The organism is Lichenicoccus sp. (genome assembly GCF_965277665.1).
GTDB lineage: Bacteria > Pseudomonadota > Alphaproteobacteria > Acetobacterales > Acetobacteraceae > Lichenicoccus.
The window spans coordinates 974,552-990,465 of sequence record NZ_OZ255835.1; the positions used below are offsets into that span (position 1 = coordinate 974,552).

The following is a 15,914-nucleotide window of genomic DNA, read 5'->3' on the forward strand; positions in this document are numbered from 1 at the left end:
GATGAACGCGGTCGCCCCGCTCGCCAGCCGCCGCAGCCTGCTGAAGGGCGCCGCTGTCGCCGGAGGTGGCCTGCTGCTCGGGCTGCACCTGCCCCGCCTCGCCAGGGCGGCCGAGGCGGCCGGCGCTCCGGCCACCGGCATGTTCGCGCCCAACGCCTACATCCGCATCGACCAGGCGGGCACGGTCACGCTGATCATGCCCGATACCGAGTGCGGCCAGGGCATCTGGACCTCGACGGCCATGCTGCTGGCCGAGGAACTCGAGGTCGGCATGGACCAGGTCCGGCTGCAGGCGGCACCCCCCGACAACAAGCTTTACGCCAGCCCGTTGCTCGGCGAGCAGGCCACCGGCGGTTCCGCCTCGACCCGGGCCGACTGGAAGCCGCTGCGCGAGGCGGGCGCCGCGGCGCGGACCATGCTGGTGCAGGCCGCAGCTACGCGCTGGAGCGTCGATCCCGCCGGTTGCGTGGCCGCGCACGCCGTGGTGACGCACGCCGCCAGCGGCCGCAGCCTCGCCTATGGCGCACTGGTGGACGATGCGGCGCTGCTGCCGGTGCCGAGCGACGTCAAGCTCAAGGACGCCGGCGCGTTCAGGCTGATCGGCACGCCGCAGAAGCGGCTCGACACCCCGGCCAAGGTCAACGGCCGCGCGATCTACGGCATCGACGTAAAGCTGCCGGGCCTGAAGATCGGCACCGTCTCCGCCTGCCCGGTGCGCGGCGGCCGGCTCGTCTCCATCAACGAGGCGGCGGCGCGCGCCGTCCCCGGCGTGCGCGACGTGGTGAAGCTCGACGACGTCTATGCGGTGATCGGCGACCATATGTGGGCGGCCAAGCAGGGGCTGCAGGCGGCAGCCCCCGTCTGGGATGACGGCCCGAATGCGGGCGTGTCGTCGGCGAGCCTGACCCACGCGCTGGATGCGGCGTCGCGGACCGAGGGCGTGGTCGCCACGCATGCGGGCGATGCGGCGGCGGCGATCAAGTCGGCGGCGAAGAGCATCGACGTGGTCTATGAACTGCCGTTCCTGTCGCATGCGCCGATGGAGCCGATCAACACCACGATCCATGTGCGGCCGGACGGCGCGGAGCTCTGGGTCGGCACCCAGGTGCCGGTGCGCGCGCAGATGGCGGTGGCAGCCGAGACCGGGCTGCCGCCGGAGAAAATCCAGGTGCACAACCAGATCATGGGCGGTGCCTTCGGCCGCCGGCTCGACGTCGACAGCATCACCCAGGCGGCGCGGATCGCGAGGCACCTCGACTATCCGGTGAAGCTGATCTGGACCCGCGAGGAGGACATCCAGCACGACTTGTACCGGCCGTTCTACTACGACCGTATCTCCGCGGGCCTCGACGCCAAGGGTGCCATCGTCGGCTGGTCGCACCGGGTCACCGGCTCGTCGGTGATGGCACGCTGGGCGCCTCCCGGCATGAAGCAGGGCGGCAGGCTCGATCCGGACGCGGTCGAAGGCGCCGCCGAGACGCCGTACGACCTGCCGGCGCATCATGTGGAGTATGTACGCGCCGAGCCGCCGGGCGTCACCACCCTCTGGTGGCGCGGCGTCGGTCCCACGCACAACGTCTTCGTCGTCGAGAGCGTCATCGACGAACTGGCCGCGGCGGCCGGGCGGGATCCGGTGGCGTTCCGGCGTGGCATGCTCTCCAAGAACCCACGCGCACTGGCTGTGCTCAATCTCGCGGCGTCGAAATCCGGGTGGGGCCAGCCTTCACCGAGCGGGCGCGGTCGCGGTGTCGCACTGCAATTCGCCTTCGGGAGCTACCTTGCCGCCGTGCTGGACGCCGAGGTCACTGCGGAGGGTTCGGTGCGCATCCATCGCGCCGACGTCGCCGTGGATTGCGGGCCGGTGGTCAATCCGGACACGATCCGGGCGCAGATCGAGGGCGGGCTCATCTTCGGGCTGACGATGGCGCTGTACAGCGAGATCACGCTCAGCCGCGGTCGCGTCGACCAGAGCAACTTCCATGACTACCGCATGATGCGCATCAACGAGGCGCCGGTGATCGAGGTGCATGTCGTCGACAACCCGGCCGGCTCGATCGGCGGCATCGGCGAGACCGGCACCGCGATTGCCGCCCCCGCGCTGGCGAACGCCATCTTCGCCGCCAGCGGGCGACGTTTGCGACGGATCCCGTTCGCCACCGGCCAGCTGAGTTCGGCATGAGGCGCCACCTGCGAACTCCGGGACCGGCACTCGCGGGGGCGCTACTGTGTGCCCTGGCGAGCGGCCCGGCGGCGCGGAGCCAGACCACCGACCTGGTCAAGCGCGGCGAGTATCTCGCCCGCGCCGCCGACTGCCAGGCGTGCCATAGCGCGGCCGGCGGCGGCGCCTATGCCGGCGGACGCGCCTTCACGCTGCCGATGGGCGTGCTGTATTCTCCGAACATCACGCCGGATGCGCAGACCGGCATCGGCCGCTACACCGACGACGAGTTCGTGCGCGTGCTGCACACGGGAGTTGCCCGCGGCGGCAAGCATCTCTACCCGGCGATGCCGTACAATTCCTACACGCTGATGACGCGCGACGATGCGCTCGCCATCAAGGCCTACCTGTTCAGCCTGCCGGCGGTGCATGCGACCGCGCCCGCGAACCGGATGGATTTTCCCTACAACATCCGCGCCGTGATGATCGGCTGGAACCTGCTCAACAACCCCGACCATCGCTTCACTCCGGACGCTGGCAAGCCGGCCGACTGGAACCGCGGCGCCTACCTCGTCGAGGCGCTCGGCCATTGCGCGCAGTGCCACACGCCGCGCACCGCGACCCAGGGTCTCGACACCGCGCGCGCCTATGCCGGCGCCGTGCAGCAGGGCTGGGACGCCTACAACCTGACCAGCGACGCCACGCACGGGCTGAAGGGCTGGAGCGACGCGGCGCTGGAGCAGTACCTGTCCACCGGCCATGCCGACGGGCACGGGCCGGCCTCCGGTCCGATGGCCGAGGCGGTGCAATACAGCCTGCGCTACCTGAGCGCCGCCGACATCCATGCCATCGTGGTCTATCTGCGCGGCATCCCGGCGCAGCCGGACGGACCGGAGGCACCGCAGGCCACGCCGGCCAGCCGGCCAGCGGTCCCCCTGGGCCGGCAGGTGTTCGCCGAGGCCTGCGCCGGCTGCCACCTGCCCGGCGGCGACGGGCGGCAGTCGCAATGGGCGGCGCTGCGCGGCGACCACAGCCTGGGCGATCCGACCGCCACCAACATGGTGCAGGTGCTGGCACACGGCTCGCAGATCCAGACCGACCAGGGCCTGATGTTCATGCACGCCTTCACCCGCGCCTATACCGATCCGGAACTGGCGGCGGTAGCGAACTACGCGATCGGCCAGTTCGGCGGCCGCCAGGGCGAGGTCACCGCACAGCAGGTCAAGGCCGCGCGCGAGGCTGCCGAGAAGACGCAGAAGATCGGCTCGGGGTCCTGAGGGCGCCCCTCGACGATGTTGGCCGGCTTTAGCAAACCCAGTGGTCCTCGTCGGGCAGAACCCGCAGCCATCTCTCGATGCCGCGGCGTTCTGTCCGGCGATCGCCCAATCAGGCTGGGTTCAGCGAATTGATCTGGCAGCTGCGGCTGAGATCGCTTCGGCGGCATCGTCCGGGGTGAGGAAACCGGGTCTCGCTATCGACAGAGTGTCGCCGACGAAAGGCGCCAGATAGTCCACCCGGCTCGGATACAATGCCTGCAGCTTCGCCTTGTCGAAGGCGATCACCTGACCGGAGAGCCCGCAGTTCAGGCTGCTGGCGCCGGTACTCTCGGTATAGGTGGCGACCGGAACGTCGAGTTCCGGGGCGCGGACGCCGCCGAGGCCATTGCCGTTCTGATCCAGGAGCGTGATCAAAGCCGGTGCTGTTCCGGTTGACTGGATCAGCGACGCGTGTGGCGGGATGCGGCCTTGGGTAACCCAGCTCTCGAGAAAGGCGAAGCTGGCGTCGAGCAGATAGCGGCCCGGGAAGGTGCTGAGCATGGCACCGGCCTGGCAGGTTGCGTAATCTTCGACCAATGTTGTGCCGCCGGCGGCGTGGGTATCGGTGGCGTTGGCGGCGGATGTCGTTTGCTCGACGACAACGTGGGACGGGCCCGCAGCCTCGTAGAGACGGAAGCGGTCGTCGGCAGCGTCGCTGTCGTTGCGATAAGCCACGCGCCCATCGCGATAGTCGGTTTGCGACTGGGTGGCGATGATCGCGGCGTTGCGCGAACGCAGCACATTGCGCGGATCCCCGGCGAGCGGCGCCGGGCTGCATTGGTCGAGCGGCGCCTGGATGCCGAAGCCCGATCCGACCAGGTAGCCGTCGAACGGCGGCGCTCCGGAGATGCCGGGGGTGATGGCATCGATGTAGGCGACAAGATCGATTGCGCTCTGGGAGTATCCGGCCGCATAGACGGCACGGACGCGGTACTGCTGCAATGGGTTGCTCGCATCATGGCTGCGGACCAGAGCGCCGGTCTGGCTGAGCACGTCCCATAGCAGCCCGTCCTCGGTGGCGTGCGACGCGCCGCCAACTACCGTCTGCAGGACCGGGCAGGTGGCGGCGGTCTCGTCCTTGTTGGGATTATCCCACGAGAGTGGAGCGTACCGGACCGGATTGAACGTCTTCAGCCCGGCGATCGTCACCGGCTTGCTGGTGATCCCGATCCAGATGTCGCCGCGGCTCAAGAAATAGTCATGATCGTAGGACCATAGGACGGGCAGATCGTAGTTGTTGGTGGCGTTCAGCAGCTCGACGATCACGTTGCCGCTGAAGCGTCCTGGATCAGTTGGCCGGCGGACCAGGATGCGGTTTGTATAAGGGCCGCGGCGCAGTACTGTGACCGTCGTGTCGGACGGATCGGCCGCGTCTTCGTATTGGTAGACATTTGCGGTGCCACTGAGGAAATACTCGTCCTCACGGTAGCCGCGAGACCCGAGATCGATCGGCACCGCCTGATAGGCGGCGGCATCGAAGGCATGATTGGCTGGGCTGTTGCCGGCGATCGGCCCGGTCACGGACGGTATCTCGCGAGCCCCGCTTGCCTGGGCGGTGGTGGATATCGTGACGGCGAGTGCCAACAGCGTCGCAAGGCGCAGTGACGCCATCCGGTTGGTCATGATGTTTCCCCTTCCTCTCTTTGCCGAGAGGTTGGGTATGAGCGTAGGCCACCGCTTCCAGACACACCAGCCGGATCGCCTCCAGATTGAACTCCCGGCTGAACTGTCGCCGTTCCATCCGCACCCTCCGATCCTGTGAAACACCCTAAAACCAGGTGTCCACCAAACCGGCAGCAGCTCAGATCGAGCTGGACAACAACCCGGTGAAGCGGGCAATCGGTCCCGTGGCGGTTGGCCGCAAGAACAGCCTGTTCGCGGGCAGCGAGGGCGGGGCCCGGCGCTGGGCGATCGTCGCCTCGCTGATCGAGACCGCCGAGCTTAACGGCCTCGAGCCCTACGCATGGCTGCGAGATAGCCTCGCCAGCATGGCGGATGGATATCCGAGCTACCGGCTCGGCGAGCTTATGTCGTGGTTGGCGGCACGCTGATGTCCGAGGTAGACATCTGGTGTCAGTTGGCATCCGGTCCCTGATGCTTGAGGGTCTCAGCTCGGGACGCTACCCGGATTGTAATGGACATGCACCCAAAGGCTTTTGCCAGCAAACTTTTGATGAGGCTGGCTGTTCTCGCCGCACGCAACTGTGGTGCCTGTCTCGCCTTGGTCGTCGGCTACATTGTCATGCCCCTCAACGCGCATGCCGCCCAGGCCGTGAGCTGGGCGCCGTTCGACCTGCCGAAGCTGCAGCAGACCACCCTCCGCTCGGCCGCGGGGGCGCCCTACCGGATCGTCGTCGCGACCCCCGCCAGCAAGCCCCCGGCTGCCGGCTATCCGGTAATCTACGTCGTGGACGGCAACGCCTGGACCGGCCTCGTGTCGGAGATCATCCGCACCAACCTCGAGACCGGCATCCAGAGCCGGGTCGAGCCAGCGGTTGTCGTCGGCATCGGCTATCCCGTCGCGGAGGCCTTCGATCTCAAGAGGCGCAGCCTGGACTTTACTTCGGCCGCCACGCCCGGGCATCCAGATCCGGATGTCCTCCCCGGCCCCAACGGCGGCGACGTCACACTGATGAACTTCATCGACAACACGGTGAAGCCGGTGATCGAGGCGCGCTTCCCGGTGGACCGCACCCGCCAGACCTTGATCGGCCACTCGCTGGGCGGCCTGTTCACGCTCGAAGCCCTGTTCGCCCGGCCGGGGTCGTTCCAGACCTATGTTGCCCTTAGTCCGTCGATCTGGTGGAACAACCGCACCCCGCTGCGACAGGCGCAGGACTTCCTTGCCAAGGGCGGCCGTCCCGCCAAATTGCGGGTGTTCTTGTCCGTCGGCGACCTCGAACAATTTCGGTCGCCCACTTATGTCGCTCATGACCGATACGACGATCGCAAGGCGTTCGAAGCCGACGGCAAGACGGACGCGCAGGCCGATGCGGACGTGGCCGTCGGCTATGCGTCAATGGACCGTAGGACGATGGTTACCAATGCGCGGCAGATGGCGGCTCTGCTTACTGGGCACATCACGACCAAATTCGTGGAGTTCCCGGACGAGGACCACTTCTCCGTTGTGCCGGCCGCCCTTGGTCAGGCGGTCCCCTTTGCACTTGGCGACGAGCTGCCACCCTGGTAGCCGCCGCACCAGTCCCGGCCGGGTAGGCCTGTCATCTCCGAACGCAATGCAGCATCAGGGGCGGCCTTGAGTTAATCTGCTGCGCCCATCAACTGGCAGGCTGTCGTGGTTGCGTGTAGTTTACTCAATGTGCTCGATGGCTTGACCCGCGATTATTAGGCAACAGTCCGGCAACGGCCCGGCATCCAGCTCCCGGTAGGTCGCCGGCAGGCTTCAAACCGGCGTGTCCTCCGTCCGGACGCAATGCCGCGAGCGCCCCGAGCCATGGCTCGGGGCGGCGCCAGGCTTCCGCGGCATCGCCGGAGATCGGCTGCCGGCACCGTATCGTGCCGCGCGCATCGACAAGCTGTGCCTGGAGGCCGAGCTTTCATCGGAACTTCACAACATTGAACGGTTCCAGAAACTAAGACTGCCCGTCAGGGATTGGTCAGGTTTCGCATGCCTAAGCTCAACTGTTCTACGTCCATCAAGACGACGGCGCTTGCCTTCGTGGCCTTGTTGCTTCCCACCTCGAGCCGGTCGCTTGCGCAATCCGATCCTGGTCAGCCCACGACCGACGGCGCCTCGTCGCCTCCCGCCGCGCCGGTCGAACACCTGCAGGTCAACGGCCACAGCTTCCCGGGCGCCGCATCGGCGCAGGCGCCGTCGCAGGGATCGCTCACGCAGATCCAGCCGACGGCGGCGATCGGCCAGCGCTACATCCAGGAGAATGTGCCCGCGACCTCGAACTACGACGACATCATCCGGCTCACACCGAGTGCCATGGACATCGATCCGAACGGTCCCGGTCTGCAGCAGGATTTCGGCCAGAGCATCCGCGGCCTGCAGTACACCCAGTTCAGCGTGTTGTTCGACGGCGTGCAGTTGCCGGGCTCGCCGAGCAATCTTTCCCCGCAGCCGGCCGCCTACTTCGTGGCGCACGATCTCAGCGGCATCGTCGTCAATCGCGGCCCCGGGCCAGCCTCGACCGTGGGTTCGGCGACGTTCGGCGGCGATGTCGAACTGACATCGCGCGATCCGTCCACCTCCATGCGCTTCAACCCGTATGCGACCTTCGGCAGCTTCGGGACCAAGCTCTACGGCCTGCAGGCCGACACCGGGAGGCTCGGCGGTGTGCTCGGCGACGGCCGGCTGCTAGTCGACATCCAGCGCAACGAGAGCCGCGGCGCCTCGACCGGCACCAGCGACGAGCGGCGCAACCTGTTCATCAAGTATGTCCAGCCGATCGGCGCCGACACCATTTTGACCGCGGCCGTCAACCTCGACAACGCCGTGACCGATACGCCCTACGGCACGCCGCTCGGCCTGATCGAGGATTACGGTCGCAATTTCTCGCTCAACGACGATCCGCGCTCGCAGGCCTACGGTCCCTACAACCGGGACAATTACACGACGGATTTCGAGTACATCAAGCTGGACCATGATTTCGGCAGCGGGCTCAAGATCTCGGACCAGGCTTACACCACCGCCTTCTACCACCGCGGCACGCAGACCTCGGACACCTCGCTCACCACGCCGAACCTCACCACCACGGCGAAGCAGACCTACTACCTCAATGGCGCGCCCACCGTGCTGGACAACGACGTCCCGGGTGCCGCGTATCAGAACGACTACCGGGCCTGGGGTGACATCCTCCGGCTGACCTGCGATACTTCCTTCGGCCAGTTGCGCACCGGCGCCTGGTTCGAGAGCGAGGACAACACGCTCTACAAGACGAATGTCGTGCTGACACGCAACGACTTGCCCTATACGACGTCGCGGACCGGATCCCCATACCAGTATCATTACTTCGACCGGCTGACGACGGCTCAGCCCTATATCGAGTTCGCCTGGAAGCCGACGCCACGGCTGACGGTGACCCTCGGCATGAAGTACAGCTCGGTGACGCGCGCGCTGGACGGCCCGCTGGTGCGCACGGTCAAGCGTTCGGCGGATGACCATGCGACCTACAACAAGGCGTTGCCGTCGATCGACCTGAACTACCGCGTGGCAACCGGGCTGTCGGTCTATGCACAGGCCGCGAAGGGCTTCCTGACGCCACCGCTGAACGTGTTCTACGCCTCGATCGTGAATAGCGTGCAGCCCTCGACGACCGACAACTACCAGGTCGGCACCGTCTATCAGCATCGCTGGCTTTCGGCCGACGCCGATCTTTACTACATCCGTTACCAGAACTACATCGCGGCCACCACGCTCGGCACCAACACGCTCTATACCAACCAAGGCTCGGCGCACTTCAAGGGCGTCGAGGTCGAGGCGACGGCCCAGCTCGGCTATGGCTTTGCGCTTTACGCAAACGGCTCGCTCAACGATGCGAACTACCTCAACGGCGCGTCGGTCGCGCAGGCGCCGCGTCGCACCGGCGTCGCCGGCCTGCTGTTTGACCGCGCGAACGTGGCGCTCGACGGCGATCGCGTCGATTTCTCGCTGCTCGACAAGGATGTCGGGCCGCAATGGGGCGTGGATACCGGCTTCAAGAACAAATACCCGATCAAGTCGTACGACACGCTCGACCTCTCGGTGCATTACGTGCTGCCGGTGCTGCACGGACGCGATGTCGAACTCGGCATGCAGGTCACCAACCTGCTGAACAATCTCAGCCTGATCGGCTATGCCGCGGCGGCGGCGGGCAACGGCGAACCGCTGTACTGGGTCAATCCCGGCCGCGGCCTGTTCTTCAACATCGCGGCTGTCATCTGAGGGGTTCGAGCGCCGCTAGAGGTCCGAGCCAGGCCTCGTAGCGGCGCCAGGACCCTGCAGCCGCCTTCGAGATCGGCTGCCGCACCCGCCACCGGCTGGGCGTGTGCACCGTGCGCGGGTTCTGCTCGGGCCGCAGGCAGGCGTCCGACCAGGGCAGTCTGCACGCCGCCACCAGGCGCCGGATCACCGGCTCCGGCGCTGCGACCAGATCGTCGTACACCACCTCGTGCAGGCGGTCTGCCGGCAGCACCGACCGCCAGTGCGCCGCCAGCCGCTCGACCGCGCAAAGTGCGGCCACCAGCGCCTCGCCGCCGGTCGGGAAGGCCACATGCTGGTTGAAATAGGTGCGGTGGATCGACAGCGCGGTGTCGATCGCATGGCGGCTGCACAGGACGATGATCGCGTCCGGCAGCGCGGTGTGGATCAGGCCGGCCTGGAGGATATTGAACGGGCTCTTGTCGGTGACCCGCTCGGCCCCGGCGGCAAGGCTGCGCAGTAGCCGTGTGTAGTCGGCGGCGGCCGCCGCCGGATCGGGCGTTGCCGCGTGCTCGGTCCAGAACGGCAGCTCGCCGCCGGCATGCACGTCCGGATGCGCCGACAGGATGTGTTCGACCAGGGTGGTGCCGGTGCGCGGCAATCCCATGATCAGGATCGGCGTCGGATCGCGCCGCCCGGACCCGGCCAGCCGCGCGACAGTCTCCGGCGTGAACCGTGCGATCAGGCCCTCGATGCGGGCCTCGAACGCGACCGGATCGAAGCGGCAGAGGGTACTGCGCCACGCGTCCGCCGCATCGTAATGCCGCATCGCCGTGGCGGGGTCGTCGAGATCGTCGAAGGCCTTCCCGAGTGCCAAATGGAGCTTCAGGCGCGCCTCCGTCTGCAGGTTCGCAGCTGCCAGTGCCGCCTGCATGCGCGCGATCAGGTCAAAGTCGTCTCGTGTCACGCGGCGGCAGCGTACGAGCTCGTAGTAGCTGCCCGCCAGTTGCGGTGCGTTGCGCGTCGCCTGGTCGAGCAGGGCGAAGGCTTCCTCGAAGCGGCCGGCGCTGGACGCGATCATGCCGAGCAGTTCGGTGGCAGAGAGCGCCGCGGGGTCAAGCGTCAGCAGCTGGCGCAGCGCCCGCTCGGCCTCGGCATCGCGGCCCTCGGCGAGCAGGGCGCGGGCGCCGGCCAGGCGGCTGAGGCTGGTCCTCGGTGTGGCGGCGGCTGCCCGCCGGAAGGCGGCGATGGCGTCGGACCGGCGTCCGAGCGTTTCCAGCAGGGCGCCGGCATGATAGCGCGCCTCGACCAGGGACGGTTGCAGCTGTGACGCCGCCTGATAGGAAGCGAGCGCCGCCGGGTCGTCGCCGAGGCTCTGCAGCGCGATCCCGAGATGCAGCCTTGCGAGCGCGAAGCGGGGGTTGCGGGCCAGGGCGGCCTCGAAGGCCTCCACCGCCTCCCGGCCACGCCCGGCCTGCAGGCAGACCTGGCCGAGATCATGCCGGATGCCGGCATCGCTCGGCGCGTCGGCCGCTGCTTCGTAGAGCAGCGGCAGCGCCTCGGCCGGACGCCCGGCCTGCAGGAACTGGCCGGCGCGTCTCAGGCGGGGATCGGCCCGGGTGGGCTGGAGGTTGACCAGGAGGGGAGATCAGTCGTCGTTGTCGACGACCGGATGGCGCAGCGCGGCAGCGACCAGCTTGGCGGGCCACTGGATCTGCGCCTCGCCAGGATAGGCCCGCTTCCAGTCGGTGGCGGAGTACCAGATCACGTGGTTGAGGAAATTCTCGTCCACTGAGTCCGCTTTCCCCTGCTTGCCTTTCGTCATCCTGTTGGACGCGACGTTCCACGCCTTCTGCATCGGCGTCATGTGCAGCATGGCGTAGTTCGCGGGCCCGGTGCCGGGGATCGGCGTGCCGCCGGGTCCGATATTGAGCGGCGTGGTCGCGGGCACGTGGGTGAACGGCGCGGTGTCGGGCGTATTCTGGAAGCAGTCGAACATCGGCGACGCTGTCAGGTCGAACTGGGTTAGCGGCGGCAGGTCGAGGATGTTCTCGATGGTGCGGTTGATGTTCTCCTGGGTGTAGGTGGTGTGGATGACCTTTCCGACACCCGACGATTGCGGCGCTGCCGCATACGGGCTGATGACGTAGGCCGGCTGGCGATGGCCGTCGATATGGTCGACGCCGTCCTGGCTGTCGTCCTCCTCGACGAAGATCGCACTGGTCGGCCACGCCTTGGTGTTGCTGATCGCCTCCACCATGCGGCCGAGGGCGAGGTCGTTGTCGGCCTGGTAGTTGTTTGGCAGCGGGTCACCGGTGGTGGTGCCGTTGGTATGGTCGTTCGGCAGCCACAGGATGGTGAGCGTCGGCACCTGGTTCGCGGCGTCCTGGGCTGCGAGGATCGGCAGGTAGTAGTCCATCCGGTACTGGTCCGGGATGCCGAGGTTGAAGGACGGATAGTGCGGATCGAGGATCCGGGTGACAGACGGGATGTAGGCGATCTCGGTGTCGGCGCCATCCGGCACGATCATGCTGCCGGCTTTGCCGCCGGTCTCCTTGAACAACGAGGTGTTGTAGAAATCGGCCCAGCTGTAGGTGCCGCCGCCCGGCTTGGCGGCGATGGTGTAGTGGTTGCTCCACTCGCCATACATCTTGACGTTCAGGCCCTTCTGCTCCGCGGCCGACCAGAGGAAGCCCTTCTGGGTGTAGGTCAGCGCATCGTTGCTGTTGCCGCCCGGGTAGCTGCGTATCCAGTCCGGCGAGAGGATGTCGTTGGAGTAGAACGAGCCGCTTTCGACGATCCAGGGATGGCCGTCGGCCGACTGCCGGCTCGGCGCATACATGTTGTCTAGCAGCGGGAAGCGCTTCACCAAAGCGTGCTGGTTCGGCACGTTGGCGGCGAACACCGCAAGGCTCGGATCGCCGTTGCCCTGCGCCACGTCGCCGAGCATCTGGTCGTAGGTGCGGTTCTCCTTGATGACCAGGAAGACGTGCTTGATCAGCGACGGCTCGCCGATATGCGCCGGGATCGCGACCGGATCGGCATTGGGATTGGCGTATTCGGAACCGACCTGGATGTTCCTGGAATCCCAGTGGTTGTTGCGGATGACGTGCGCGGTCATCTTGACGAGTTGCGTGGGGCTCGGCAGCGGGATCAGGTTGACCGTGCCGGTTTCCTGGTGGGTGTTGAAGGCGGTGACGCCGTGCGCCGTGCCGAGCGAACCCTGGGCGCCGAGGCCCTTGTCATCCGAGACGACCAGCTGGCTGTTGGCGGCGTCATAGGCGATGGTGGTCGGGAAATACAGCGTCGGGATATAGCCGATCACCGGGTTGGCCGCGTTGTTGGTGAGGTCGACAACCGCGATGGCATTGGACTGCCCGAGGGTCACATAGGCGTGGTTGCCGGCGATCGCGATCCCGTTGACGCCGGCGCCGAATGCGCCGCCCTTGATCGGCACGCCAACGCTGATCGTGCGCACGACCTGCTGCAGGCCGGTATCGATGACCGAGATGGTGTCGTCATAGGAGTTGGCGACATAGAGCTTCGAGCCCGAGACCGCCATGCCGGCGGGATGCAGGCCGACATTGATGGTCTTGGTCACCGTGCCGGTGCGCATGTTGATGACCGAGACCGTGCCGGTGGTGGCAAAGGCGTTGGTCGGATCGACAACGATCGGGGTGCCGTCGGAGAGGTTGGTGAAGTCCGACGAGGTTGCGGGACGGCCACCTTCGTTGCTGACATAGGCGTAGTCGCCGCTGACCACGATGCTGTTCGGCGCATTGCCGACCGGGATCTGCGACTCCAGTGTGCCGGTCGACAGGTTCATCACGCCGACGGTGTTGTTCGCGTTCAGCACGACGAGGCCCAGCGCACCGCCCGCGGCGACCACGCCGCCGGGGTTGGCCGAGGTCGCATTGTACAGGTTCGGGTTGGCCGGCGGCGGCGGCAGCGGCACGCTCATCGCAGGTGTCAGCTCGCCATTGGCCGGATTGACGTTCGCGACGGCGACGAAATTGTTGTCCTGGCTGAACAGCAGCTTCGAGCCGTCCGGCGAATAGCTGATGCCGGTGAACGAGCCGGTGGTGTTGTTGGTGAAGGTGGTGCCGCTGACAGCACTCGGGATGTAGCGCTGCAGCACCGCGCCGGTCTTGGTGTCGAACACGATGACCGGCTGGGCGGCATCCATCAGCAGCACCGCGCCGCTCCGGGTCGAGGGGTTCGGGTTGACCGCGACCGCCTTGGCGACCACCGGCGAGCCGAGCTGCACGACCTTGCCGGCCGGCGTCAGCAGCTGGTTGTCGGAGGCGACGATGGAGCCGTTGGTCTGCGGCCCGACGGTGCGCGTGGTCTGGTCGGTCTGTGCCTGCGCCAGGCCGCCGTGCGCAAGGCCCGGGGCGGCGAGGGAGAGCGCCATCACGCCGACGAGCGGGTGTTTCCTCAATGACATCGTCACCTTAAGACTCCTGAACACGGTCCCGGGCATCCAGCCGGTGCTGGCCGATGGCGTCTGGACCTGCTGCGGAATGTTCTGGAGCAGCAGACTGACAAAAACCTGACCGTCTCTCTCCTCGCAGCCGCCGCCGGCGCATTGTCATAAAATCATCGCCTTGCGTCGTGCCTTGCCGCAGGGCTCTGATAACCCTCAAGAGCATGTTGTTCCCGGAGATCAACCTATGCGTGTCTTGCTTGTCGAGGATCATCGCGCGTTGCGCGAGATGATGGCCGCGCATCTGCGCGGCGGCGGCTTCGTGACGGATGCGGTGGCGCGTGGCGACGAGGCGCTGGCCGCGGCATCGACCAGCGCCTATGACGCGATCATCCTCGATCTCGGGCTGCCGGATCTCGACGGGATCACCGTCCTGCGTGCCCTGCGTTCGGGACCTGCTGCGGACGTGCCGGTGCTGGTCCTGACGGCGCGCGATGCCATCGACGACCGGGTTCAGGGACTCGACGCGGGCGCCGACGACTATCTGCTCAAGCCGTTCGACCTGAACGAGTTCGATGCCAGGCTGCGCTCGGTGTTGCGCCGGCCCGGCCTGCGCCGGACACCGGTGCTCGATCTCGGGATTCTGACCTTCGATACCGAGGCGCGCGAGGCCAGGATCCGCGGCGTCCTGCTCGACCTTTCCCGACGCGAGCTGTCGCTGCTGGAAGAGCTTGCGCGCGGCGTCGGGCGTACCGTGGTGCGCGACACGCTGGAGGACCGGCTCTATGGCCTCAGCGACGTGGTCAGCGGCAACGCCCTGGAAGCGGCGGTGTCGCGCCTGCGCCGTCACCTCTTGCGGGCCGGCGGCGACGACATCGCCGTCGAGACGATCCGCGGCATCGGCTACCGGCTGGTCGTGCGCACGCCGGCGGTACCCCTCGCTTGATGCTCGGCCGGCCGATATTCAACAGCCTGGGCAACCGCCTGGTCGGATCGATGTCGGTCCTGCTGTTCGGCGGCCTCGCGCTGGTCTCCGGCCTGCACTCGCTCGAGCGTGGCCGCGACCTTGCCGCGAGAGTGGGCCGCCTGCTGCTCGGCGACGAGCTGCCCGAGCCGTGGCAGGATCTCGCGATCCTGCTGCCGTTCAGCCTGGTGGTATTGGGGTTGATCGGCGGGGTGACACGCTGGAGCCTGCGGCCGCTGCGCCTGGCCTCCGAGGAGGCGAAAGCCGCCGGGCCGGGCAATCCGGGCGCGCGCATCTCGACGCGCGGGCTGCCGAGCGAGCTGCGGCCGCTGGCCGATGCGGTCAATGCGGCGCTCGACCGGCTGACCGCCGCCTATGAGACCGAGCGCCGCTTTACCGCCGATGCGGCGCATGAGTTGCGTACGCCGCTCGCGGCCCTCGGCCTGCGCCTGCAGCGCAGCCGCCGGTCGAACGTGCCGATCGACTGGCTGGATGTGGAAACGGACCTCGCCGCCATGCGACAGCTGGTCGAAAGCCTGCTTGATCTCGCGCGCAAGGAGGTAAGAGGACGCACCGCTGCCGTCCTGAACTTCTCGCGGATCGTTCGGGAGGCTGCCGCCGGTGTGCATCCGCTGATCGAGGAAGCCGGGCGTGAGCTGCTGGTCGAGCTTCCCGGCACCGTCCTGGTCCGCGGCGAGGCGAACGACCTGCGCGACCTGGCGCGCAACCTGGTACAGAACGCACTGCGGCATGGCAGCGGTCGGATCGCGCTGCGGCTTTCGCATGGCGCCGACGGCCGCGTCGTCCTCGACGTCGCCGACGAGGGGCAGGGCATCCCGGTTGCGGACCGCGACGCAATGTTCGAGCGCTTCCGCAAGGGCTCGAATGCCGGCTCGGGCAGTGGCCTCGGCCTGGCCATCGCGCGCGCCGTGGCGGTCGCGCACAGCGGCCAGATCACGATCCCGCCGGGACCGGGATCGCTCGTGCGGGTGACGCTGCCCGGAGCGTGATCACCCCGGGTGGGCCGCTTTTCATCGAATCGTCTCCAAACAAACCCGCTCGGGCGCGGCATAAGGCCGCGACCTGACGAGTTCCTGACAGACAGGATCGCACCGGGGGCGAGCGCCGGAGCCACTCCTGCTGCCGCTGACGGGCATGGATGGAGCGGCGACGGCGATGATGAC

General features: G+C 67.4%; 10 protein-coding genes. 7 read left to right on the forward strand and 3 right to left on the reverse strand.

The genetic code is table 11. The annotated features are described in order from the left end of the window. Window position 1 precedes the first annotated feature (1 nt). Both ACQY4O_RS04350 and ACQY4O_RS04355 read left to right on the forward strand, forming a co-directional pair. A complete protein-coding gene (locus ACQY4O_RS04350) occupies window positions 2-2,179 on the forward strand; it encodes a molybdopterin cofactor-binding domain-containing protein (protein WP_428374998.1) in 2,178 nt (725 codons plus the stop codon). Continuing rightward, window positions 2,176-3,435, forward strand: coding sequence for a c-type cytochrome (locus ACQY4O_RS04355; RefSeq protein ID WP_428374999.1), 1,260 nt, complete (start codon window positions 2,176-2,178; stop codon window positions 3,433-3,435). Before ACQY4O_RS04350 ends, ACQY4O_RS04355 begins: the two co-directional genes overlap by 4 nt. A 120-nt stretch (window positions 3,436-3,555) precedes the next feature. Here the strand turns inward: ACQY4O_RS04355 and ACQY4O_RS04360 are convergent, their stop codons facing one another. Then, entirely contained in the window at window positions 3,556-5,097 is a 1,542-nt protein-coding gene (locus ACQY4O_RS04360) for an alpha/beta hydrolase domain-containing protein (RefSeq protein ID WP_428375000.1), read from the reverse strand. Window positions 5,098-5,252: 155 nt separating this feature from the next. On the opposite strand from ACQY4O_RS04360, the gene ACQY4O_RS04365 reads away from it, so the two are divergent. The 3 genes from ACQY4O_RS04365 (at window position 5,253) to ACQY4O_RS04375 (ending at window position 9,364) form a co-directional block, all read left to right on the forward strand. Then, complete coding sequence (locus tag ACQY4O_RS04365) at window positions 5,253-5,525, forward strand: transposase domain-containing protein (RefSeq protein WP_428375001.1); 273 nt, start codon at window positions 5,253-5,255, stop codon at window positions 5,523-5,525. Window positions 5,526-5,608: 83 nt separating this feature from the next. Beyond that, the gene (locus ACQY4O_RS04370) at window positions 5,609-6,664 is read left to right on the forward strand and encodes an alpha/beta hydrolase (RefSeq protein WP_428375002.1); all 1,056 of its coding nucleotides are present in this window, start codon (window positions 5,609-5,611) and stop codon (window positions 6,662-6,664) included. 438 nt (window positions 6,665-7,102) lie between these two features. Then, window positions 7,103-9,364, forward strand: coding sequence for a TonB-dependent receptor (locus ACQY4O_RS04375; protein ID WP_428375003.1), 2,262 nt, complete (start codon window positions 7,103-7,105; stop codon window positions 9,362-9,364). On the opposite strand, the gene ACQY4O_RS04380 is transcribed toward ACQY4O_RS04375, so the two are convergent. Both ACQY4O_RS04380 and ACQY4O_RS04385 read right to left on the reverse strand, forming a co-directional pair. Then, on the reverse strand, window positions 9,357-10,979 hold the full coding sequence (locus tag ACQY4O_RS04380; protein ID WP_428378101.1) for a tetratricopeptide repeat-containing sulfotransferase family protein: 1,623 nt from the start codon (window positions 10,977-10,979) through the stop codon (window positions 9,357-9,359). The two genes, ACQY4O_RS04375 and ACQY4O_RS04380, sit on opposite strands and share 8 nt — an antisense overlap. 9 nt (window positions 10,980-10,988) lie before the next feature. Continuing rightward, the gene (locus ACQY4O_RS04385) at window positions 10,989-13,787 is read right to left on the reverse strand and encodes a bifunctional YncE family protein/alkaline phosphatase family protein (RefSeq protein ID WP_428378102.1); all 2,799 of its coding nucleotides are present in this window, start codon (window positions 13,785-13,787) and stop codon (window positions 10,989-10,991) included. Window positions 13,788-14,013: 226 nt separating this feature from the next. Between ACQY4O_RS04385 and ACQY4O_RS04390 the strand changes: the two genes are divergently transcribed. Then, window positions 14,014-14,712 carry a response regulator transcription factor gene (locus ACQY4O_RS04390; protein WP_428375004.1) on the forward strand — a complete coding sequence of 233 codons (699 nt, stop codon included), beginning with the start codon at window positions 14,014-14,016 and terminating at the stop codon, window positions 14,710-14,712. Continuing rightward, the gene (locus ACQY4O_RS04395) at window positions 14,712-15,740 is read left to right on the forward strand and encodes a sensor histidine kinase (protein WP_428378103.1); all 1,029 of its coding nucleotides are present in this window, start codon (window positions 14,712-14,714) and stop codon (window positions 15,738-15,740) included. Before ACQY4O_RS04390 ends, ACQY4O_RS04395 begins: the two co-directional genes overlap by 1 nt. The last annotated feature ends 174 nt before the right edge of the window (window positions 15,741-15,914 follow it).